This window comes from Thermodesulfobacteriota bacterium (assembly GCA_036482575.1).
Taxonomy (GTDB): domain Bacteria; phylum Desulfobacterota; class GWC2-55-46; order GWC2-55-46; family JAUVFY01; genus JAZGJJ01.
The window spans coordinates 1-21479 of record JAZGJJ010000119.1; the positions used below are offsets into that span (position 1 = coordinate 1).

General features: G+C 59.3%; 29 protein-coding genes. 9 read left to right on the forward strand and 20 right to left on the reverse strand.

Annotation, left to right across the window (positions count from 1 at the left end; genetic code table 11):
- A partial coding sequence (locus V3W31_05240; protein ID MEE9614344.1) for a YbaK/EbsC family protein occupies positions 1-430 on the forward strand: 430 nt, incomplete at its 5' end.
- Positions 431-465: 35 nt separating this feature from the next.
- On the opposite strand, the gene nadA is transcribed toward V3W31_05240, so the two are convergent.
- Complete coding sequence (gene nadA, locus V3W31_05245; protein ID MEE9614345.1) at positions 466-1374, reverse strand: quinolinate synthase NadA; 909 nt, start codon at positions 1372-1374, stop codon at positions 466-468.
- A gap of 126 nt (positions 1375-1500) precedes the next feature.
- Here nadA and amrA point away from each other — a divergent pair, with 126 nt between their 5' ends.
- Positions 1501-2088 (forward strand): AmmeMemoRadiSam system protein A, encoded by a 588-nt coding sequence (amrA, locus tag V3W31_05250; GenBank protein MEE9614346.1) that lies wholly within the window; start codon positions 1501-1503, stop codon positions 2086-2088.
- On the opposite strand, the gene V3W31_05255 is transcribed toward amrA, so the two are convergent.
- The 6 genes from V3W31_05255 to V3W31_05280 all read right to left on the reverse strand — a co-directional run bounded on the left by V3W31_05255 (position 2089) and on the right by V3W31_05280 (position 5572).
- The gene (locus V3W31_05255; protein MEE9614347.1) at positions 2089-3288 is read right to left on the reverse strand and encodes a pyridoxal phosphate-dependent aminotransferase; all 1200 of its coding nucleotides are present in this window, start codon (positions 3286-3288) and stop codon (positions 2089-2091) included. It abuts the gene before it with no gap.
- Complete coding sequence (coaD, locus tag V3W31_05260; protein MEE9614348.1) at positions 3285-3773, reverse strand: pantetheine-phosphate adenylyltransferase; 489 nt, start codon at positions 3771-3773, stop codon at positions 3285-3287. Before coaD ends, V3W31_05255 begins: the two co-directional genes overlap by 4 nt.
- 4 nt (positions 3774-3777) lie before the next feature.
- Positions 3778-4338 carry a 16S rRNA (guanine(966)-N(2))-methyltransferase RsmD gene (gene rsmD, locus V3W31_05265; protein MEE9614349.1) on the reverse strand — a complete coding sequence of 187 codons (561 nt, stop codon included), beginning with the start codon at positions 4336-4338 and terminating at the stop codon, positions 3778-3780.
- A 25-nt stretch (positions 4339-4363) separates the two neighbouring features.
- Positions 4364-4783 (reverse strand): secondary thiamine-phosphate synthase enzyme YjbQ, encoded by a 420-nt coding sequence (locus V3W31_05270; GenBank protein ID MEE9614350.1) that lies wholly within the window; start codon positions 4781-4783, stop codon positions 4364-4366.
- Between the two features lie 87 nt (positions 4784-4870).
- Entirely contained in the window at positions 4871-5173 is a 303-nt protein-coding gene (locus tag V3W31_05275; protein MEE9614351.1) for a hypothetical protein, read from the reverse strand.
- Positions 5174-5296: 123 nt separating this feature from the next.
- Positions 5297-5572 (reverse strand): DUF2007 domain-containing protein, encoded by a 276-nt coding sequence (locus tag V3W31_05280; GenBank protein ID MEE9614352.1) that lies wholly within the window; start codon positions 5570-5572, stop codon positions 5297-5299.
- A 223-nt stretch (positions 5573-5795) separates the two neighbouring features.
- Between V3W31_05280 and V3W31_05285 the strand changes: the two genes are divergently transcribed.
- Positions 5796-6200: a hypothetical protein gene (locus tag V3W31_05285; protein ID MEE9614353.1), complete on the forward strand. Its 405-nt coding sequence runs from the start codon at positions 5796-5798 to the stop codon at positions 6198-6200.
- A 6-nt stretch (positions 6201-6206) separates the two neighbouring features.
- On the opposite strand, the gene V3W31_05290 is transcribed toward V3W31_05285, so the two are convergent.
- From V3W31_05290 to V3W31_05325, 8 genes are all read right to left on the reverse strand, one after another.
- Positions 6207-6989: a glycosyltransferase gene (locus V3W31_05290; protein MEE9614354.1), complete on the reverse strand. Its 783-nt coding sequence runs from the start codon at positions 6987-6989 to the stop codon at positions 6207-6209.
- Between the two features lie 6 nt (positions 6990-6995).
- Positions 6996-7163, reverse strand: coding sequence for a hypothetical protein (locus tag V3W31_05295; GenBank protein ID MEE9614355.1), 168 nt, complete (start codon positions 7161-7163; stop codon positions 6996-6998).
- A gap of 64 nt (positions 7164-7227) precedes the next feature.
- Positions 7228-7776: a hypothetical protein gene (locus tag V3W31_05300; GenBank protein ID MEE9614356.1), complete on the reverse strand. Its 549-nt coding sequence runs from the start codon at positions 7774-7776 to the stop codon at positions 7228-7230.
- A gap of 44 nt (positions 7777-7820) precedes the next feature.
- Positions 7821-8246 carry an SCP2 sterol-binding domain-containing protein gene (locus V3W31_05305; GenBank protein MEE9614357.1) on the reverse strand — a complete coding sequence of 142 codons (426 nt, stop codon included), beginning with the start codon at positions 8244-8246 and terminating at the stop codon, positions 7821-7823.
- Positions 8243-8983, reverse strand: coding sequence for a bifunctional demethylmenaquinone methyltransferase/2-methoxy-6-polyprenyl-1,4-benzoquinol methylase UbiE (gene ubiE, locus V3W31_05310; protein MEE9614358.1), 741 nt, complete (start codon positions 8981-8983; stop codon positions 8243-8245). The genes V3W31_05305 and ubiE overlap by 4 nt, the downstream gene beginning before the upstream one ends.
- A 4-nt stretch (positions 8984-8987) precedes the next feature.
- Positions 8988-10661, reverse strand: coding sequence for a 2-polyprenylphenol 6-hydroxylase (gene ubiB, locus V3W31_05315; protein ID MEE9614359.1), 1674 nt, complete (start codon positions 10659-10661; stop codon positions 8988-8990).
- Positions 10662-10676: 15 nt separating this feature from the next.
- The gene (locus V3W31_05320; protein MEE9614360.1) at positions 10677-11057 is read right to left on the reverse strand and encodes a hypothetical protein; all 381 of its coding nucleotides are present in this window, start codon (positions 11055-11057) and stop codon (positions 10677-10679) included.
- A 19-nt stretch (positions 11058-11076) separates the two neighbouring features.
- Positions 11077-11982, reverse strand: a complete 906-nt coding sequence (locus V3W31_05325; GenBank protein MEE9614361.1) for a U32 family peptidase — start codon at positions 11980-11982, stop codon at positions 11077-11079.
- 165 nt (positions 11983-12147) lie between these two features.
- On the opposite strand from V3W31_05325, the gene V3W31_05330 reads away from it, so the two are divergent.
- Positions 12148-12729 (forward strand): cytochrome c3 family protein, encoded by a 582-nt coding sequence (locus V3W31_05330; protein ID MEE9614362.1) that lies wholly within the window; start codon positions 12148-12150, stop codon positions 12727-12729.
- A gap of 41 nt (positions 12730-12770) precedes the next feature.
- On the opposite strand, the gene V3W31_05335 is transcribed toward V3W31_05330, so the two are convergent.
- On the reverse strand, positions 12771-13790 hold the full coding sequence (locus V3W31_05335; protein MEE9614363.1) for a peptidase U32 family protein: 1020 nt from the start codon (positions 13788-13790) through the stop codon (positions 12771-12773).
- Between the two features lie 252 nt (positions 13791-14042).
- Here V3W31_05335 and V3W31_05340 point away from each other — a divergent pair, with 252 nt between their 5' ends.
- Complete coding sequence (locus V3W31_05340) at positions 14043-14873, forward strand: prohibitin family protein (protein MEE9614364.1); 831 nt, start codon at positions 14043-14045, stop codon at positions 14871-14873.
- A gap of 84 nt (positions 14874-14957) precedes the next feature.
- Here V3W31_05340 and V3W31_05345 read toward each other — a convergent pair whose 3' ends face one another.
- The gene (locus V3W31_05345; GenBank protein ID MEE9614365.1) at positions 14958-15419 is read right to left on the reverse strand and encodes a single-stranded DNA-binding protein; all 462 of its coding nucleotides are present in this window, start codon (positions 15417-15419) and stop codon (positions 14958-14960) included.
- Positions 15420-15568: 149 nt separating this feature from the next.
- On the opposite strand from V3W31_05345, the gene V3W31_05350 reads away from it, so the two are divergent.
- Entirely contained in the window at positions 15569-16324 is a 756-nt protein-coding gene (locus V3W31_05350; GenBank protein ID MEE9614366.1) for a lysophospholipid acyltransferase family protein, read from the forward strand.
- Positions 16325-16339: 15 nt separating this feature from the next.
- Complete coding sequence (locus tag V3W31_05355; protein MEE9614367.1) at positions 16340-16969, forward strand: class I SAM-dependent methyltransferase; 630 nt, start codon at positions 16340-16342, stop codon at positions 16967-16969.
- A 31-nt stretch (positions 16970-17000) separates the two neighbouring features.
- Here the strand turns inward: V3W31_05355 and nth are convergent, their stop codons facing one another.
- The 3 genes from nth to groES form a co-directional block, all read right to left on the reverse strand.
- Entirely contained in the window at positions 17001-17657 is a 657-nt protein-coding gene (gene nth / locus V3W31_05360; protein ID MEE9614368.1) for an endonuclease III, read from the reverse strand.
- A gap of 123 nt (positions 17658-17780) precedes the next feature.
- Positions 17781-19439, reverse strand: coding sequence for a chaperonin GroEL (groL, locus tag V3W31_05365; GenBank protein ID MEE9614369.1), 1659 nt, complete (start codon positions 19437-19439; stop codon positions 17781-17783).
- Positions 19440-19476: 37 nt separating this feature from the next.
- Positions 19477-19764: a co-chaperone GroES gene (groES, locus tag V3W31_05370; protein ID MEE9614370.1), complete on the reverse strand. Its 288-nt coding sequence runs from the start codon at positions 19762-19764 to the stop codon at positions 19477-19479.
- Between the two features lie 240 nt (positions 19765-20004).
- On the opposite strand from groES, the gene V3W31_05375 reads away from it, so the two are divergent.
- Both V3W31_05375 and V3W31_05380 read left to right on the forward strand, forming a co-directional pair.
- Positions 20005-20601: a hypothetical protein gene (locus tag V3W31_05375; GenBank protein ID MEE9614371.1), complete on the forward strand. Its 597-nt coding sequence runs from the start codon at positions 20005-20007 to the stop codon at positions 20599-20601.
- Positions 20602-20708: 107 nt separating this feature from the next.
- Positions 20709-21479: excinuclease ABC subunit A (locus V3W31_05380; protein ID MEE9614372.1), on the forward strand; the 771-nt coding region annotated here is incomplete at its 3' end.

Here is a 21479-nt window from a genome sequence, read left to right on the forward strand (position 1 = left end):
GGGGGCGGAGTTCAGGAAGCTCTCCCACCCGGAGGCCTATACGGCCCAGGAGATGGCGGCAGCCATGCACGTGCCCGGAGGGGAGCTGGCCAAGGTGGTGATGATAAAGGCCGGCAAGAGGTTCATAATGGCGGTGCTGCCCGCGAGCCTCAGGGTGGACTTCGGAAAGCTCAGGGACGTCCTCGGCGAAGACGAGGTGGCGCTCGCCGCCGAGGACGAGTTCAAGACCCTCTTCCCCGACTGCGAGCCCGGAGCGGAGCCGCCGTTCGGGAACCTCTACGACATCGAGACCATGGTGGAGAGCTCGCTTGCCGAAGACGAGAGTATCGTCTTCAACGCAGGCAGCCACACCGACGCCGTGGAGATGGACTACGCGCAGTACGAGGGCCTCGTAAAACCAAGGGTGGCGGAGTTCGGAAAGAGGGTTTAGGGGGGCGAGGATAGGGGGGGACCAGAGGAGGGATACTAATCCCTCGGCACGGCGAGCATCCTGTCGAGCGTGGCCCTGGCCTTAACCCTTACGTCCTCGGGCACGGTCACGACGTTCTTCATCTCGCGGAGGCTCTCGATCACGTCCTCAAGGGTTATGAGCTTCATGTTCGGGCAGATGAGCGACATCGAGGGCAGGACGAACTTCTTCCCGGGGTTCTCCCTTTTGAGCCTCCACATGATGCCCATCTCCGTGCCTATTATAAAGCTCCGGACGTCGCTCTCCTTGCAGAACTTGTAGATCCCCGAGGTCGAGCAGACGTGGTCTGCGAGGTCCACCACCTCGGGTTTGCACTCGGGGTGGCAGACGAAAAGCGCGCCGGGGTTATCCTTCTTCGCCTCCAGGACCTCCTCGGGGGTAAGCCTGTCGTGCGTGGCGCAAAAGCCGTCCCACCACTCGGCCTTCTTCTTCGTGGACCTGGATATGTAGTGCGCTAAATTCCTGTCCGGGACCAGATAGACGCTGTCACCCTCGACCGATTCGACTACCCGGACGGCGTTTGCCGAGGTGCAGCATATGTCGCTCTCGGCCTTGACCTCGGCCGTGGTGTTGACGTAGGCCACAACCGGCACGCCGGGCCTGAGCTCCTTTTCCTTCCTCAAGTCGTCGGCGTCTATCATGTCGGCCATGGGACAACCCGCGTCGAGCCGTGGCAGGATAACGGTCTTCTCGGGCGCGAGTATGGCCGCGCTCTCGGCCATGAAGTGCACGCCGCAGAAGACTATGACAGACTTCTCGGAGTCCGCGGCGGCCTGAGAGAGGCCGAGCGAGTCGCCCGTCAGCTCGGCGGTCTCCTGGATCTCGTCGCGCTGATAGTTATGCGCGAGCATGAAGGCGTCTTTTTCCTTCAAAAGCGCCTTAACTTCCTTTTTCAGCTCCTCCACATTCCTCAAAACGGACCTCCGAGTGTTGCATCTCAGGTGCATTGGAGTTTAGAAAGTTAGCCCGCAAAAGTCAAGCGGCTTTTAACTTCTCCTGCCGCAATTTTTAGTATACCATAGTATAAAGCCATGGCACTCTCGGAAACGGACAAATCCACCCTCCTTCGGATAGCGCGCTCGGCCATAGAGTCCCGCGTAAGGGGAGACAGCGTAGCGGCATTCGAGGCGGCGAGCAAAAGCCTTCATGAAAAGAGGGGCGCCTTCGTGAGCATCCACAAGAGGGGGGGGCTCAGGGGCTGCATAGGGGTCTTTACCTCCGACGGGCCTCTCTACGCGGCCGTGGCCCAAATGGCGGTCGAGGCCGCCACGAGCGACCACCGCTTCCCACCGGTAACGGAAGACGAACTCCCGGAGATAGAGCTGGAGATCTCCGTCTTGACGCCCCTCAAGAAGACCGCGGACGTAAACGAAATAGAGGTGGGCAGGCACGGCATATACATAATGCAGGGGGGCTTGCGGGGGGTGCTGCTCCCGCAGGTCGCCACGGACCACGGCTTCGACCGGGAGGAGTTCCTGGAGCAGACCTGCATGAAGGCAGGGCTGCCCGAGGGGGCATGGAAGGAGGAGGGGAAGGAAGCCGAAAAGGAAGATGCCCCGGAGATATACACTTTCGAGGCCGAGGTGTTTAAAGAACAGGTGTCCGGGAAAAAGGGGTAACTACTTGAGGCGCCCGAGCGCTTCCGCTATCCGTTTAAGCCCCTCCTCTATATTATCCACCGAGCAGGCGTAGGAGAGCCTTAAATGGCTGTCGTTCCCGAAACCTATCCCCGGGACCACCGCGACCTCGGCCTCATCGAGGAGATATGAGGCAAGAGCTACCGAGCCGTCTATGGCCTTGCCGTCTATGGTCTTTTTCCCTATAGCCCCCCCGAACTCCGGGAAGGCGTAGAACGCCCCTTCGGGCATGACACAGCTAACGCCCTCCATGGCGTTAAGCCTTTTGACCATCACGCTTCGCCTCTTTTCGAACTCGTCCCTCATCGCCCCCACCGAACCCTGCGGACCGTTAAGCGCCTCCACGGCGGCCCACTGGCTCACCGACGCGGGGTTCGAAGTGGACTGGCTCTGGACCTTTGTCATGGCCTTTATAAGCTCCGCGGGCCCGGCGCCGTAACCTATCCTCCAGCCCGTCATCGAGTAGGCCTTCGACACGCCGTTAAGCACAATAGTCCGCTCCTTTATCTCCCCGGAAAGGGAAGCCACGGAGACGAAATTCCCGTCGTCGTAGACGAGCTTTTCGTATATCTCGTCCGATATGACAAGGAGCCCTTTTTTAACGGCCGCGTCGGCCACGGCCCGGAGCTCTCCGGGCGTATAGAGCGCGCCCGTGGGGTTCGAGGGGCTGTTTATAATAACGGCCCTGGTCTTCTCCGTTATGCGTTCGGCCATGGCCCCGGCGGTCATCTTAAAACCCGTGGACTCGTCGGTGGGCACTATTACCGGCACACCTCCGGCGAGCCTCACCATCGGCGGGTAGGAGACCCAGTAGGGTGCGGACACTATGACTTCGTCTCCGGGGTTCAGGAACGCCTGGCAGAGGTTATAGAAAGAGTGCTTGCCTCCGGAGGAGACCAGTATCTCGTCGGGGGCGTAGGTAAGGGAGTTGTCCCCTTTGAACTTACCTATTATGGCCGCCTTGAGTTCGGCTATGCCGCCGACGGCCGTATACTTGGTATGCCCTTCCTCAATCGCCCTCTGGGCCGCCTTCTTGATATTCTCCGGCGTGTCGAAGTCCGGCTCCCCGGCGGCGAGCCCGATTACGTCAAGACCCCTGGCCCGCATCTCCTTGGCCCTGGCGGTTACCGCCAGCGTGGGAGATTCCTCGATCTCCATTACCCTGTCCGAAGGCCTTATCATCCTCCTTTAAACTTCTCCCGGAGCTTCTTCGCCACGGCCGGGGTGACAAACGGGCGTACGTCCCCGCCGAGCCTGGCTATCTCCTTTATGAACCTCGAACTTACGGCGGCGTAGCTCTCCGCGGTCATAACGAAGGTCGTCTCTATGTCCGGGGCGAGCTTCCTGTTGGTAAGCGCCATCTGGAACTCGTACTCGAAGTCGGATATCACCCTGAGGCCCCTGAGTATCACGTTGGCCCTGTTCTTCTTGAGGCAGTCTATCAAGAGCCCCCCGAAGCTCTCCACCCTGATCTTCCTGCTGCCCCTGAACTCCGCCCTTATCATCCGCACCCGCTCCTCGGCACCGAAGAGTGTCTTCTTCGAGGGGGTCTCCGCAACGGCCACAATAAGCCCGTCGAAGAGAGTCAAGCTCCTCTTGATCACGTCTATGTGCCCCTTTGTCATGGGGTCGAAGGTGCCTGGGTATACCGCGATATGTTTCGGCATGAGACTACCTTTCCTTATACCTGAAGAAGTACACGGCCGTATCGCCGTAGCGTTTCCGTTTCAGCAGTTCGAGCCCCTCTACCTCCGTATCGAACTCCGTCCTGCGGTCCGCCTCGCAAATAACGACCGCACCCGGGGTCAGCACGCCCCCGTCGGCCAACGCCCGCAGCGTATCGGCGGCAAGAGAGGCCTCCCTGTAGGGGGCGTCCATGAAAACAAGATCGAAACTTTCGCCCTTCCCGGCGAGATAGCTGAGCGAACTTAAGGCGTCCTTTTTAAGGACCCTTGCCGCGCCCTCGAAGCCGCAGGCCTCGAGGTTCTTCCTTATAACGGCTGCGGCACGGGCGGCGCTGTCGACGAACACCACCTCGACGGAGCCGCGGCTCAAGGCCTCTATGCCCATTGCCCCGGTACCGGCGAAGAGGTCCAGCACCCTTTCGAAGGGCCCCTCCGCCTGAAGCACGTCGAACACGGCCTCCCTCACCATGTCCGAGGTAGGCCGTGTCGAGGGACCTTTAACCGAAAAGAGCTTTCTGCCCTTCCTGCTCCCCCCTACTACTCTCATCTCTTGACGGGCGGCCCGGCAGGGCTCAGCCCCTGCCGGTGACCTTGACGGATATAAGGCGGCTCCTGGGGCCGTCGAACTCGGAGAAGTATATAGCCTGCCACTGACCGAGGGCGACCCTCCCCTTGCTTACGGGGACGGTGACGCCGCTACCCACCAGGAGCGCCTTGAAGTGCGCATCGGCGTTCCGGCCGTATTCACCCTTGTTGTGGCGGTAGGATGGCTTATTGGGTATGAGCTCGTTCAGGAAGTCGTGGAAGTCGCCCTCGAGGTCCTTGTCCGCGTTATTGAGATGCAGGGCGGCGGTGGTATGCCCGGTGAAGACAAAGACCGTGCCTTCCTCCATGCCGCTCTCCATGACGACCGCTTCCACCTGGTCGGTTATATTTCTCTCCTCGGTCTTTTCCGACGTCTGCAACCTTATGGAGCTTGAAAAAACCTTCATCGACCCTCCTCGTATTCCGCCGCCTAAAACCTTTGCCCGGCCTCGGCCGGACGCCGGTCCGTAGTTACTATACCCGGTACGGGTCCCCTACTCTACCCGCTCGCAGCACTCCTGCATAATCTTCGCCAGACTCTCCATGTCCTTTTCGAACTGGTACGTATCCGGTATCTCGGAGCTTAGATGCGTCTCCGTTATCCTGTATTCGGGGAGCTCCTTCTCCTTATCGAGCTCTATGCGTATACGCAACTCGGTCTCCGTGGTTCTCTTGACCAGCACTATGACCTGCTCGTCCCTGTCGACCCTCTCGGTATCGTAGCCCATCATAATCCCCTTCTCATAGACCAGGTTGAAGGCCTTCATTACGAGGTCTTCCTTGACCGGGACTATCACCTCGAGCTTGTTGACGGCGCAGGCGGCAAGGACGAAGGCCGCAGCCAGGACTACCGTATACTTTACTTTTCACAGGACACCTCCTTCGCCGTGCCGGCGGGGTGATGAGGGGGGGGCGGAGCTTCAGGCCACGAACTGCCCCCCTCCGGATATAATGCCGCCTGCTATGGCCTCCTCGATTATCTTCTTCGCTTTTTCAACCCCGTCCTCTTCGACCGATATCATCTTTATGCTCCCCTCCTCCGTCCCGAGGGAGTCGTCATCAACGCTGTCGTCCGCCGTCTCCAGCTGCCTCACCATACACGAAATGTCGCTGCCCTCCAGGAGGTTGCCGATGACGTCGGCGTCTATATCGTCGTAGAGGGAATAGAGATCTACAAAGCGTATCCTGGTAGCCATAAGATTTAAAAGTATATTGGAAAGGGGGGGCTTTGTCAACAGGAGCCTCGGCACCATGATGGTGTTTCACTTTCTGAACGGCCGTTAGTGGCGCCGGGCATGAAAAAGGCTTATTTACACACCGTACTTTACGCTACCCTCGGGGAGAGGGCAGGCGATAAACCCTTGACTTTTACGGCATCCTGCCATAATCTTTTCTTATGCAAGCACTGGAGGTCTTTATATGAGAAGAGTTCTACCGGCTATTTTCCTCTCCCTCGGCTGGGCCCTGCTTGTAGGTATGGGCGGCACGCCCGACACGGACATACCCACTCCCGAGGTGGACTTCAGGGTTACGGTGATAGACGGTCAGGGCATCTCCACCAGATGCAGCGGCGTCAGTTGGAAGGGAAAGACGTTCTTTACGGCCACGCGCGGCAAGGGGACGGTCACCATACCGTTCGAGAAGGTCAAGAAGGTCACCTCGGCGGGTGAGGCGGACGACGACAAGATAGACTTCCGGATAATGCTCATCGGCGGAGACGTCGTAGCCGTCACGTTCGACGCGGACGCGAAGCTTTACGGGAAAACGAGTTTCGGGACCTACCGGATAGAGGCCAGGAACATAAAAGAGGTAGTGTTCGAGTAGTGCTTTCTATTCGCCTGGCAGGGGGGCCGCCCCGGCTAGGCGTCCCGTCCCCCCCGCTCCCGCCGAACCCCTGCGTCTCTCTTTCATAAACCCCTTTATATAACCCAGGCGATAGGAGAGGTAGAGCCGATGGCGTAGCCTGCCGGTGAGTAAATAACGGAGCGTGGAGCCCGCCAGCTTCGCCAGGGATTTCACCGGCGCGCCCTTTCCAAGCAAGGCACGACCCGCCCCCTGGCAAAGGCCCATGGTGGAATACAGCCTGGCAAGAGACTCCTTTGTAAACCTCTCTTTCTGTATTGCATGGTGGACCACCACGTCGTCCAGGTAGACCGGCCGACACCCGTGGGCGGAAGTCCTCCTTAACAGCTCGGACTCATCTCCGTAAGGGTAGACCCCGGATCCCCCCCCGAACTTCTCATCGAAACAGCCCACCTCGTCGAACACCCTCCTCCTGACCGCCATGTTGCACCCTATGATCCTCTCCCTCTCTCGCACCTCTCCATGACGCTCCAGGTAGGTGAAGCCACCGAGCATGAACTCCCGGCCCTTAAGCCAATCCGGGACCGGGGCCTCGAAGGCCGGAACGATCCGCCCCCCGGCGATATCCACATCTTCACGCAAGAACGCTTTCCTGAGGTTGACGAGCCACTTCCCGTCCACCACGACGTCGTCGTCGAGGAACGCGACGACCTCCCCCCCTGTCTCCCGTATAGCCGATATTCCTCTTTGCGGAGATCCCCTTATGCGGCGCCTTGAGCACGCGTATACCGCCGTTATGACGGGAGGCAATCTCCTTTATATGCTCATCCGTGAAGGACCCGTCGCAGACCACGGCGACGTCGAAATCCTCCCCCAACACCCCCCCGCCCCCTCCGCCCCCTCCACTTTGGAGAGGCTCTCGAGGCACTTCCTGAGGTAATCGCGCCTCGCGAGGGTGGTGCCTATAATAACCGAGACCTTCATCCTGAGTCACCTTGTGGAACTATCCGTTCCGTTGCGGGAAGAGTATGGACGACGGCCATGCCCGTCACTCCTCTCCCCCCCCTCCCGCCCTGAACTTCTCCGCGCATCCGGGGCAAAGGCCGTGGGTGAAGTCGGCCTCGGTGCGCTCGTGAACATACTTTTCCATCTGGATCCAGCGGCCCCTGTCGTCGCGTATCTTCTTGCAGGACGCGCAGATGGGCAGCAGGCCCTTAAGGGTCTTTATGTTCTCGAGGGCCGTCCGGAGCTCGTTTACAATTTTCCCTCGCCCCTCCTCCGCCCTCTTCATGCTCAGGCCGAGCACGGCCGTTACCCAGATGGCGAAGAGGGCAAGGAGCCGGTTAATAAAGACCTGCCACAACTCGCCACCATCGGGAGAGTAAAAATAACCTATAGCCGTAAGCACCGAGCAGAGTAGGGCGACAAAGACGGTAACGCCGCTGCGCGGCGACTGCAAAGAGACAAGGACGACCGCCACATACGGCACTCCGCCGGCAACCCCCAGCGGAATGGAGATGTCCACCAGGAGGACCGCTATGGCGAGCGTCAGGCTGGCCGCGACAACACGTCGGTTTGTCTCTACCCTGTTTCCCATGGGCTCCAGTGATTTTTCTATGGGTCTGAAGTAACGCCGGTGGACTAAAGGTCCGCGAGGATGTTCTTGAAGTGTATCGCTACGGCGGTGTCGCCCGATATCTCGAGCTTTCTTGAGAAAAAGACCGTGTCCGCGTCCTCCCTGCCGAGGAGGAGGTCGACCAGCACCCTCACCTCGCCCCTCATCGTAACGTCCGGCTCGCCGACGATATTCGGTACCACCATTATATCATCCCCCGTGATGCGGAGGTGAAAATTTTTAGCTATGTCCGTGGCCTCGAAGAGGAAGACCTTTCCCTGGAGCTCCTTCAGGCGCGCCCTGAAGCGGGGGTTCCTCTCGACCACGCCGGAGATAAAGGCCCCCGCCCCTATGGCCTCTATCCAGCGCGGCACGCACCGGAGCGGCAGGCGGACCAGCCTGAAGGCCAGCCCTTCGAGCTTCTCCCTCCCCTCCCCCCGCTCGGAGCTCATACCTTGGTCCCCACGTGAACGGCCGCGATGCCGTTAAAAAAGTTATGGTAGGTCACCCGGAACAACCCCGCGCCCTCCATAATCTCCTTAAGCTCCTCCTGGACCGGGAACTTCCTTATGGATTCGACAAGGTAGTCGTAGGCGGAGCGCCTGCCGGTTATGGCCTCTCCTATCATCGGTATGACGTTGAAGGAGTAGGCGTCGTAGAGCTTTTGCAGTGCCGGGTTTGAGAGGTGAGAGAACTCGAGGCACACGACCCGACCGCCGGGCTTGACCACCCGCGCCATCTCCTTGAAGGCCGCCTCCAGGCGCGTTACGTTCCTTATGCCGAAGCCTACCGTGGCGCAGTGGAAGGTGTTGTCCTCGAAGGAGATCGATTCGGCGTCCCCCTGCACGTACCGCATGTTTTTAATAAGCCCCTTGTCTATGCACTTCTCCCTGCCGAGGGCCAGCATCTCCCGGTTTATGTCGTATACGACCACCTGCCCCCCCTCCCCCACCCTGTCCTTCATGAGCATCGCTATATCGGCCGTGCCTCCGGCCACGTCTATGGCCGTCTCACCCGCCCTTAGACCCGTCTTCCCGACTATGAGCCTCTTCCAGAGCCTGTGGGTGCCGAGGCTCATGAGGTCGTTCATCAGGTCGTAGCGGCCGGCCACCGAGGTGAAGAGCTCCCTTACGAGGCCCTCCTTCTCCTCTTCGGCCACCACCTTGTTTCCGAAATGCGTATTCTTCATTCGCCTAATCCCTCCACCCGCTCCATGCCCAGAGCCTTACGCCGAGGACGACCGATACGGCGAAGCCCACCCAGCTTATGACCGGCAAGCCGAGGACGCGCGAGGCGTCGATGCCCGAGAACGTCGCGGCCATGAAAGAACCAAGGATAAGGGCCGCCATGACAAGCCCCATGAAGGTCCGCCTGCCCGCCCCTTCGACCTCATCGGAGAGGGTCTCGAGCCTGTGGTGTACGAAACCGATCTTTATATCGTCCCTCAGGGCGGCGCCGAAGAGCGCGTGCACCTGGCCGGGGACGTCCAGGACCGCCTCCAGCAACTCCCCACCGGACTCCCTGCCCCTGTCCACAACGGCCTTGGGGGAAGAGAGGAGTTTCTCCCTGGCCATCCATTTATAGATGAGCGGCTTCGCCACCTCCCACATGTTTATGTCCGGATAGAGCTGCCTTCCGACGCCCTCTATGATGACCATGCTCTTCTGCAGAAGCAAGAGGTTCGGCTGGAGCTTCATGTTGAAACGCCTCGCGGTCTGGATGAGCTTCATAAGGAGGGCGGATATGTTTATCTCCTCCAGCGACCTCCCGAATATGGGCGCGGTTATATCCCTCAAGGCGTCCTCGAACTCGTGTATGTCCACGTTCCGCCCTATAAGGCCCATCTCCCTGTGGACCACGGCCATCCTGTGGTAGTCCTCCTTTACGAGGTAGTAGAGCATGCTCGCGAGGTAGCGCCGGACCGTCCTGTCGAGCCTTCCGACTATGCCGAAGTCCAGGTAGATGAGCACGCCGTCGTCCCTTACGAATATATTGCCCGGGTGGAGGTCCGCGTGAAAGACGCCGAACTCGAATACCTGGCGGAAGAAGGCCCTTATCCCGTTCTCCGCCACCTCCTTTATGTCGAGCCCCAGGGCCTTTATCTTCTCCGCCTCGTCCATGGGCGTACCGCTTATCCGCTCCATGGTGAGGACCTCGACCGTGGTCCTGTCCCAGTAAATCCCGGGTATATGCACGAGCGGGTCGCCCTCGAACATCCTGGCGAAGCGGCTCATGTTGCCGCCCTCGACCGTGAGGTCTATCTCGTTGTGTATGACCCTCGCGAACTCGTCGACGACGTCCATGGGCCTGTAGCGCTTCGCCGCCGGAACGTGGCGGTCCAGGAGCCGGGCGACCGTGTACATGACCGATATGTCGGCATCTATGGTGTGCTCGATATGCGGTCTCTTGACCTTTACCGCCACGCGGGTGCCGTCGGGAAGGGTCGCCTTATGCACCTGCGCTATGGAAGCTGACGCTATGGGGGTCTCGTCAAAGGAAGCGAACTTGTCGGACAGAGGGGCGCCCAGCGAACGCTCTACGGTCTTCTTTACCTCCGCGAACGGGAAGGGCGGGACCATGTCCTGGAGTTTTTTGAACTCCTCCACCCATTCCCGGGGCAGGACGTCGGCCCGGGTGGAGGCCACCTGCCCGAGCTTTATGAAGGTCGGCCCGAGCTCTTCGAGGACGAGCCTTATCCTCTCGGGTACGCTCCGCCCCCTGCCGCCCCTGAAGATAAAGAGCCTCTCTATGACCGAGAGGAAGGGGAACAGCTTGATCTCGCCTACCAGCCCGCCGAAGCCGTACCTTATAAGGGTCGTGGCTATCTTGTGGAGCCTGCGTATGTTCGTTACGGTGTGGGATCCCATAAGGACGGAGGTCGATTACTTCGCCTTCTTCTTCCCCTCGAGTGTCTTCACCCTCTTCTCGAGCCCGTCCACTTTTTCCCTGGCCACACGGGCCATCTCCTTCACGACGTCCAGTTCGCTCATGGTAGCCACGTTGAGCTTGTCCGCGAGCGACTCGGTCGAGCACAGGAGTTCCTTCTCGAACTTCTCCTTGCCTTCTCTGAGGACGGTAAGGAGGTCCTTTACGGCCTTTACCCCCTCGTCCACGACCTTGTTCTCAAGTTTCTTGCCGCCGGGGAGTTCCCCTTCTTCTCCCTCCTCTCCCTTGCCGGACTCTTCGAGCTCCTTAACGAGCTCCTTCAACTTCTTCTCAAGTCCGGTCCCTATGAGTATCGCCCTGTCTATAAAGTCCGCCATAACTGCCCCCTTTCCCGTTTCATACGCCTATAGCCGTCTTAACGCCCGTATAGTCCTTGCCGGCCCCTCCCGCATACCAGCCGTTACAGAACTCCTCACCGCTTATCGCCCTGAGCTTTAAAAGCGCCTCCGCCCCGGTCCCGCCGTCGACCCTCTCCCTGAAGATATCGACCACCTTTCCCGTATCCCTGTACTGAGGCGACACCCTCAACGCCTTCACCCCTACCTCCTTTATGTCCTCCACGAACTCGACGAGCGTGTAGGTGCGCGCGCTCAGGACCGAGGTGCCGTTCACGTTGAAGACGGGCTCGCCGCTTAAACTCTTTATCTCCATGCCGTCCGGGTGCGCGGAGCAGTGGTAGCGGCAGTCGCTTTTCCCGAGCCCGTAGGCCCTCGACGTGTAGCACCTCCAGGAGAAGGCAAGGGGCGCCTTTCCGTGGGCGAAGAGCTCCGCGTCGATGCCTGTCTTTTCGATATTATGCTTTACCGACTCCCTCGGAAGCTCCACCGGGAAAACGACCCTCCCCACACCCGCGCTTTTCAGGAACTCCACGCCCTCGGCGTTGTACGCGGTTATGTGCGGCCCCGCGAATATTTTTTCCGCCTTGCCCGTCGTTTCGGCCACGTTCAGCGCCGACAGGTCGTTGGCCTCGACAACGAAGGGGAGCGAGACCATCTCGCTAACGAGCCTAACTTCCTCGTCGTTCGAGACGACGGCAAGGGTGGATACCACGACCTCCTTGCCCGCGCCCTCGAGCATCCGGCCGACCCGCTCTATATCCTTCGGCGAAAGGCCCTTCTTCTTGGCGCACACCACCTCCCCGATATAGACCCTGTCGAGCGGCATATCCGCCACCTCGTCGTAGAATTTTAAAAGGTCGGCCCTCTTCCAGTCGAAGAGCACGGGGCCGAGGGTGAGCTCCATCTTTTCCCTTTCAATTGGTCTTGATTGTTCTTTGGGGCGGCTTTTTTCTCTAATATTTCAGTATGCACCAGCGGATACTGGAAAACAAGTCAATTTTCACGCCTATAAACAGTGCCCGCCCCCTGTTCTTGACAAAACGGGGCGGTTCGGGTATCTTTCGATTTCATGCTGAAGAGAAGGCCCATATACCTCCTGCTCTTCCTCATCTGCTGCCTGCCGCTTCTATACGGGGCCGAGTGGCAGGGCGGACCGTCCGTAGAGATAGGCGTCGAGGCGGGCGTCGAGGGAAGCGGCTTCGAATCCAGGCGTCCCGGGGGGCTCAAGTACGACAAGTTCGGCCGGATCGACCCCTCGCCGGACATGATAGCGTTGGACCAACTCCCCAGGGACAAGTTCGGCTTCGTGGACTGGGCCACGGCAATAAAGGAGGAGTTGATCTCACCTCGCGATTCGATCACCGGGGAGAAAGAAAAAAAGGAGGAACCGCTCTCCCCCTCCCTCTCCGGAGACATAATCATGAGGCCCGGCATGGACTTCATGCCGGACGTGGTCTTTCCTCACGACGTGCACAACCTGTGGCTGAGCTGCGAGATATGCCACCCCGCCATGTTCAAGATGCAGGCGGGAGCCTCATCCATAACCATGAAAGACATATGGAAGGGCAAGTTCTGCGGGCGCTGCCACGGCAAGGTGGCCTTCCCCGTAAGGAACTGTTTCAGGTGCCACTCGGGCGAGAAGAAGTGGTAGCCCGGAAGTAGGGGGCCGCCCCCCTCCCCCCCCTCGCCCCCCTACTTCCCGACGTAGCAGCCGAGTGTCTGGCTCGACCCCTCGAAGCTCTTGAGCACCTTCCTCTTCCACTCTCCGGCCACGCCGTATGCCGCCGGGTCCCGGTAGTAGGCGTCCACCGCCTGCCTCACCACCCCCGTCATGGCGGCCACGTAGCTCTTCGTCCTCTGGCGGCCCTCTATCTTAAGCGCGCTCACGCCCGCCCCTATAAGAGAGGGCAGGAGCTCCAACGCGTTAAGCGACTCGGGCTCCTCCATCGCGTAAAAACTCCTTCCGTCCGGCATTACATATCTGCCCTTGCAGCAGGTCGGGTATGGAGACGACTCGCCGCGCGCGAGTTCGTTCAGGAGGACTCCGTTAAGGCTTATCGTCATGGTGCCGTTGGGTGTCACACCCTCTTCGGCGCCCTCGAAGCGTACGAACCTGGAGGGCGAACACGCCCCCTCGGTGTTGGTCGAGGCGCCGGTCAGAAAGCTCGACAAATAGCACCGGCCTTCTATATTGATGCAGAGCCCTCCGAGGAGGAAGACCTCGAGCTCGACCGGAGTCCTCTCCTTCAGCTCCTTCATCTCTTCGATGGTAAGGACCCTCGGAAGGACCACCCTCTTGATTCCGAAGTGGCGACGGTAGAACTCTATACTCTCGTAGTTGGAGGAACTGGCCTGGACGCTCAGGTGTATGTTTATGTCCGGGTACTTCTCTCTCGCGTAGCTGAGCACTCCGAGGTCGGCCAGTATGACGGCGTCCGCCTTGAGCGAGGCCGCCCGGTCCACTGCCCCCCGCCACTTCGGAAAATCGTCCCCCTGGGGGAAGGTATTGACCGCGAGGTAGAATTTTTTTCCCCTGTCGCGCAGGTACCTTATCCCCTCCTCCAGGTCTTCGGGGGTGAAGTTGAGCCCCTCGAAGTTGCGGGCGTTGGTGGCGCCGCTCAGCCCCAGATAGACCACGTCCGCGCCGCTGTCTATCGCGGCCTTGAGCGAGGTAAGGTTCCCCGCCGGTGCGACTACTTCAACCTTTTCCATGGAGTCCTTTCCGCTGCATCTACGGTATGTCCCGAACTTGAAAGTTTACCGGATAGCAGGGTAAAAGTCGATAGAAATCCACCTCCAGGAGCAGTTACCCGTTGTCCGTTACCGGTTATCAGTGAAAGGCGAAAAACCATAACCCGATAACCGGGAACCGGCAACTGATAACCGAAGGCTGTTGCTTTTGGCCGGCCCCTGTGCTAACCTCTCGGGATACTTTAATCAGCGTACTAAAAGAAAGGAGTTGTCATGGGTGAAATCTACGATCTCAAAAAAGGCCCTCTTCTAGCCCAGGGCTCGAAGATGCTTCCCCTGGTCGCCGTCATATTCCTCCTGGTCGTTCTCGCAAGCGCGTCGTTCCAGACCATCGGGCCGGGCGAGAGGGGGGTTGTGTTCAGCAGGTTCGGCGGCATACAGGACCGCATCCTGGACGAGGGGCTGCGCTTCAAGATACCCTTCATAGAGTACATAATCCCGATAGACGTCCGGATACAGAAGGCCCAGACCGACTCGTCGGCCTCTTCCAAGGACCTCCAGGTGGTCTCCTCTACCATAGCGGTCAACTACCACATAGACCCCAATAAGGTCAACAAGGTCTACCAGGAGATAGGGGTCTACTTCAAGGAAAGGGTGATCGACCCGGCGGTGCAGGAGTCGGTCAAGTCCGCGACCGCCCGGTTTACCGCCGAAGAGCTCATAACCAGAAGAGAAGAGGTAAAGGAAGTCATAAAGGAGAACCTGGCCGTGCGTCTCGCGCAGTTCGACATCCTGGTGGACGAGTTCAACATAGTGGACTTCACCTTCTCGAGGAGCTTTAACGACTCCATTGAGGCCAAGCAGACCGCCGAGCAGCACGCGCTCAAGGCCGAGAGGGACCTCGATAGGATAAAGATCGAGGCCGAGCAGAAGCTTACCCGCGCAAAGGCCGAGGCCGAGGGCCAGAGGATTCAGAGCAAGACCATAACGCCGACCATCCTCCAGCTCCGCGCCATCGAGAAGTGGGACGGCCACTTCCCGCAGGTCGTGGGAGGGGCGCTGCCCTTTATAGACATAGGCACGGTCAAGCCCATGAAGAAGTAAGCGCGCCTTACATCACGCAGAAGCCCCGGCCTTCTTATTGAAGACCGGGGCTTTTCAGTTTTCTTTCAAACTATCTCCCGCTTATCAGAAGGGCACGTCGTCCATATCGGGCGGCGGGGGCTCCTCGGCCGATGATGCACCTCCGGAGGATGATCCCCCCGATGATGACCCGCCCGAGGAAGACCCGGACGAGGGCATCTTGGCCGGGGCGTCTCCGACCCTGCCGAGCATCTGCATCTGGTTAGCAACGACCTCGGTGGTGTAACGCTTGTTCCCGTCGCGGTCATCCCACTGGCGGGTCTGTATCCTGCCCTCCAGGTAGACCTGCTTGCCCTTGGAGAGGTACTCGCCGCATATCTCGGCCAGCTTCCCGAAGGCCACTATCCTGTGCCACTCGGTCCTCTCCTGCTTCTGCCCTTCCTTGTCCTTCCAGTTCTCGCTGGTGGCTATACGGAAGTTGACCACCGCGGTGCCGCTCGGCGTGTAGCGTATCTCCGGGTCGGCCCCGAGGTTCCCCACGAGTATAGCCTTGTTTACTCCTGCCATAACCCCCCCCCTTTTCGGTTGGAATTGGAAATAGTTTAGCTGCGTTAATCGACCCGGCTAATTTACCACCCGGCAGATTAAAGTTCAAGGCTTTTCAACCCAAGCCCATAAAATTGACAAAAACGGCGTAAATAAGGTACTATTCTCCGATGATTTTCCGGACGATTATCACCTGGGGGCTCGGCATCCCCGTAACGCTCGTACTCTTCGTCTTCGCGCTTATCGGAGGCATTACGGACCCGAGCGGCAAGACGGTCCATAAGGTGGGGACCTTATGGGTCAAGGCAATCCTCATGCTCGCGGGCGTAAAGGTGGAGGTCCGGGGGCTTGAGAACATACCCGCCGGGACGGTAATCCTCGCGTCCAACCACCGGGGCACCTTCGACATACCCGTGCTTCAGGCCAACCTTCCCGTACCGTTCCACTGGGTGGCCAAGAAGGGGCTCTTCGACGTCCCCATCATCGGCTGGACCATGAGGCTCGCCGGCTACGTCCCCATACACATGGACGGCGCGGCGAAGGCCTTCCGGAGCATCAGCGACGCCTCGGAGAAGCTCAAGGCCGGCACCTCGCTCTTCATGTTCCCCGAGGGCACGAGGAACGTAAAGGACGAACTGCTGCCCTTTAAGCGCGGCTGCTTCATGCTCGCCGTAAAGAGCGGCGTGCCGATCGTGCCGATCGCAATAAGCGGCACCCGCGATATCATGCGGCTCGGGGGCGTGCTCATAAGGCCTGCGACCGCGAGGCTGTACGTCGGCGAGCTAATCCCCTCGAAGGGGCCGGACGGGCCGGTGGACGAAAGGGAGTTGAAAGAAAAAACAAGGGCGGCGATCGAGAAGGGGCTCTCCATAATAACGGCCGACAAAACGCCTGGCCAAAACCTGCTGAGTGAACCTCCTGAGTAAACCGGCTGAATATCAATGGCGACTTCGAGCACCAGTATAGACAAAAAAAAGGTTACGAGGGGACATGGTTTTCTCGAAAATTTCCTTGCCGGACTAAGGGCGAAGAAGGCCGAATCCCGCATCCCCCCCGCCTCCCGCAAGGGACGCATACTGGATGTAGGATGCGGCAGCTACCCGCTCTTCCTTATGGGGACGGAGTTCAGCGAGAAGTTCGGCGTCGACCAGACCGTAACCCCCGACATACGCGAAGAGCTCTCACGGTCCGGTATAGCCCTGGTAAACCACGACTTCGAACACGAAGGCAGCCTCCCCTTCCAGGAAGACCACTTCGACGTCGTCACCATGCTCGCGACCATCGAGCACATAGAGCCCCGGTCGGTCACCTCACTCCTGGGCGACGTCCGCCGGGTCATGGTGCCCGGTGGAGCGCTTATCCTGACCACGCCGCTCGCCTGGACCGACGGCCTCCTCCGGGTGATGGCGAAGCTCAGGCTCGTCAGCCCGGTCGAACTGGAAGACCACAAGGACATCTACACCCCCGAGAAGATGGTGTCTCTGCTCCGCGAGGGCGGCTTCGAGGAGGAGAATATACGGTTCGAGTACTTCGAGCTCTTCATGAACATGTGCGTCGTGGCGGCGAAGTAACCGCCGCGCCGACGCATGAAAGGGTCGGGTTCTACCGACTCTTAATAACCCCCTTCCTCTCGCAAAACTCAAACAACCTGCACTCCGAGCAGTGCGGGCTTACGGGCTTGCAGAGGTTCTGGCCGTAGGTTACGAGGAGGTCGTTTATAGGTATCCAGTGGCGTTTCGGGAGCTTTTCGCGCAGCGCCGTTTCCGTCTCTTCGGGGTTCTTCGTCTTCACATAACCCCAGCGGTTCGTAATCCTGTGCACGTGCGTGTCCACGCAGATGCCGGGCTTGCCGAAACCCAGAGTAACGACGAGGTTCGCGGTCTTACGACCCACGCCTTTAAGCTTCAAAAGACCCTCTATGGTATCCGGCACCTTTGAGCCGTGCTCTTCGGCAAGCTCCCTCGATATATCCTTTATAATCCGGGCCTTGGTGCGATAAAAACCCGCCGGATAGATGGCCTTCTCGATTACGCCCGTCGTAAGGGCGGCTGTCTCCTTTGGCGTGGATGCCAGATCGAAGAGCCGCGCCGAGGCCGCAGCCGTCACCTCATCCTTTGTTCTCAAACTCAAGAGGCACGAAATAAGTACCCGGAAGGGATCGCGCGTACGCTCGGAGACCACGGTCACGGCCGGGACCTTGAAGCGCTTTATCTCCTTCTTTAAGACCGAGACGACCTTTGATATATCCGTATCCTCCATAGCTCAGGATGCAAGTATAACAAAAAAAGGGTGCCCCGCCTATAACAGGCGGGGCACCCTTTGGTATAACCACAGGCATAGCTAAGAAACGAAAGGCCCCTGAGTAAAAGAGCCCCCGGCTCTTTACATCATGCCGCCCATGCCTCCCATTCCACCCATGCCACCCATACCACCCATGTCGGGCATGGCCGGTGCGCCCTTATCGTCGCTGGGCTTATCGGCTATCAGGGCCTCGGTGGTGAGCATGAGGCCCGCTATGGAAGAGGCGTTCTGGAGCGCTATCCTCGATACCTTGGTCGGGTCTATGACGCCGGCCTTAACGAGGTCCTCGTACTGCTCGGTGGCCGCGTTGAAGCCGAAGGCCCCCTTCCCGTTCCTTACCTTCTCGACCACTATCGAGCCCTCGAGCCCGGCGTTGGCCACTATCTGGCGGACCGGCTCTTCGAGCGCCCTCCTGACGAGGTTCGCGCCGAACTGCTGGTCCCCTTCGAGTTCGAGCTTCTCGACGGCCTTCAAGATCCGGAGGTATGTGACGCCGCCTCCGGGCACGACGCCCTCTTCGACGGCGGCCCTCGTGGCGTGGAGCGCGTCCTCGACCCTTGCCTTCTTCTCCTTCATCTCGATCTCGGTGGCGGCGCCGACGTTTATGACGGCCACTCCGCCGACGAGCTTGGCGAGACGCTCCTGGAGCTTCTCCTTGTCGTAATCCGAGGTGCTCTCCTCTATCTGTGCCCTCATCTGCTTGACGCGGCCGTCGATGTCGTCCTTCTTGCCCGCGCCGTCTATGATGGTGGTGTTCTCCTTGTCGATGACTATCCTCTTGGCCCTGCCAAGGTCCTTTACGTCGATGCTATCGAGCTTAATGCCAAGCTCCTCGGCTATGAGCTTGCCGCCGGTCAGCGCCGCTATGTCCTCGAGCATGGCCTTACGCCTGTCGCCGAAGCCCGGTGCCTTTACCGTGCAGGTGTGGAGCGTGCCGCGGAGCTTGTTGACCACGAGTGTCGCGAGCGCCTCGCCCTCTACGTCCTCGGCGATTATGAGGAGCTGCTTGCCCATCTTGGCGACCTTCTCGAGTACGGGCAGCAGGTCGCGCATGTTCGATATCTTCTTCTCGTGGATGAGTATGTAGGCGTCCTCCAGGATGCACTCCATCCTCTCGGCGTCCGTGACGAAGTAAGGCGAGAGGTAGCCCCTGTCGAACTGCATGCCCTCGACCACGTCGAGCACGGTCTCCATGCCCTTGGCCTCCTCGACGGTTATGACGCCCTCCTTGCCGACCTTCTCCATGGCATCGGCTATTATATCGCCGATGCCGGCGTCGCCGTTGGCCGAGATGGTGCCGACCTGGGCTATCTCCGTTTTGTCCTTTATGGACTTGGAGAGCTTCCCCATCTCCTTGACGGCGGCCTCGACCGACTTGTCTATGCCCCTCTTCAAGTCCATGGGGTTGTGCCCCGCGGCCACGAGCTTGCTGCCCTCTCTGAAGATGCCCTGGGCGAGCACGGTGGCGGTGGTGGTGCCGTCGCCGGCTACGTCGGAAGTCTTGCTCGCTACCTCCTTCAACATCTGAGCGCCCATGTTCTCGAACTTGTTCTCAAGCTCTATCTCCCTGGCCACGGTGACGCCGTCCTTGGTAATGGTCGGGGCCCCGAAACTCTTATCTATAACCACGTTCCTGCCCTTGGGCCCGAGCGTGATCTTCACGGCGTCGGCCAGGGTGTTAACGCCGTGAAGTATCGCCGTGCGGGCGTTATGACTGAATGCTATCTCCTTCGCTGCCATCTCTGATTACCTCCTTGGGATTGTTTGTCGGTTAAGGTTACTTCTGGACGACGCCGAGGATGTCCTCTTCCCTCATTATAAGGTGCTCCTCGCCCTCTATCTTTACCTCGGTCCCGGCGTACTTGCTGAAAAGGATCCTGTCGCCGGCCTTGACGTCAAGCGGGGTTACCTTGCCGTCCTCCTTCTTCCCGGGGCCCACGGCTACCACCTTGCCCTCGGCAGGGGCCTCCTTGGCGCTGTCCGGGATGATGATGCCCCCCTTGGTCTTCTCCTCCTCCTCGAGCCTCTTAACTATGACCCGGTCCTGAAGCGGTCTGATCTTCATCTGCGTTTCTCCTCCTTTTTCAATGTTTTCGCCAGTTTAGCGGCGGGTATACACCCTTCCTATAGAATGGTGAATATCAAATATAGGGCCCCTCACCCGGTTTGTCAAGGGATTTTTAGCACTCTTTGGCCTTGATTGCTAAATTTCCGGGAAAATCACCTTTTTCCTTGCAATAGGGGGTAGGTTGCGGTAAAATTAATATAACAAGTGTAACTCTGGCGGAAAGGGGGAACCGGACCGATGCTGACCGAACCGATTCTAACAGAGGTAAGCCCCATAGAGCACTTCAAGGAGCTCGTTACAGCCGCCATCGCCCACCAGAAGATATCCACGAGCGAGGAGGCGGAGTTCTACCTTTCGAACCTCCTTACCGAGTTCGTGGATTCGAGGGACAGGGCACTATCCCCCTCCCCCCGGACCGAAGAGCCCCTGGCGATAACATTCCTGAAGACTCTCGAAACGGGCCCGACCGAGCGGACCGTCATCTTAAGGGAGCTCGGGGACCTGACGCTCTTCCTATCGGGCTTTTTTTCGGACAGCCTCAAGAGAAGGATAGTCGACATCGACTATTACATGGGCATAGGCTCCTCCTCCTACAAGCACCTCGCCTCCCACCTCGGACGCAAGGGCTCCCCTCTCTTCCTGGAGCTCTCGGAGAAGTTCACCGCGCTCGTGGACGTGCTGGCGGAAGTGAGCGAACGGAGCCGCCTGACCTCCCATACCGACGTGCTGCGTCTCTACGAGAGGTGGCTCAAGACCGGCAGCCCGCACACCGAAACGCTCTTAAGGGAGCTTGGCATAGAGCCGGTCCCGATGCCCACGGACCCGGTGCAGTAGGGAACTCCCACCCGCCCATCCCCCCATAGTCCTCTGGCAATCCGCTTCTAAATAAGTTATAATTTTCAGCTGGCCATGCTTTTAAAAACCCCATACTACACGCGCGCATGAAGGAGAAGGCGAAAATAGCCCGGGCGATACTCCCGTTCGAGCCCCAGGCCCCCTCGGACACGAATGAGCTCGTAATAGAAGGGCTCCGGCAGAACAACCTCAAGAACCTCTCGCTCCGCATCCCGCACAACAGGATTACGGTCGTCGTCGGCCCGAGCGGCTCGGGAAAGTCCTCGCTCGCCTTCGACACCCTCTTCGCCGAGGGCAGGTGGCGCTTCATCGAGTCGCTCTCGACCTACACGCGCCTCTTCCTCGAACGGATGGACCGCCCGGAGCTCGACGCCATCCACAACATCCGCCCCGCCATAGCCGTCGAGCAGAAGAACCCCGTACGCACCAGCCGCTCCACCGTCGGCACCGCAACGGAGCTTAACGACCACCTGCGCCTCCTCTTCTCAAGAGTCGGCCGCATCCACTGCCCGCAATGCGGTAAAGCGATAAAGAGCTTTGAACCCGCCGAGGCGGCAAACGAGCTGGTACGTACGGCAAGGCCAAAGCCAAAAGAAGACGCCGGGAACGCAGCGGCGCCGACCTTGATAGGCTTCACCACAGCCCCGAGAGCGGATAGCTTCGCCGAGTTGGCAAAGGACCTCCTTCAAAAAGGTTTTACAAAGATACTGGTACGCAGCAAACTAATCGACCTGACGCGGACCCCCAAGGGCAGACGAGCCCCTAAAAAAATCGACGTGATAGTAGACCGCGTTATTATAAAGGAGAAGGAGCGGGCCCGGATAGCGGACTCCATCGAAACGGCCTATAAATACGGC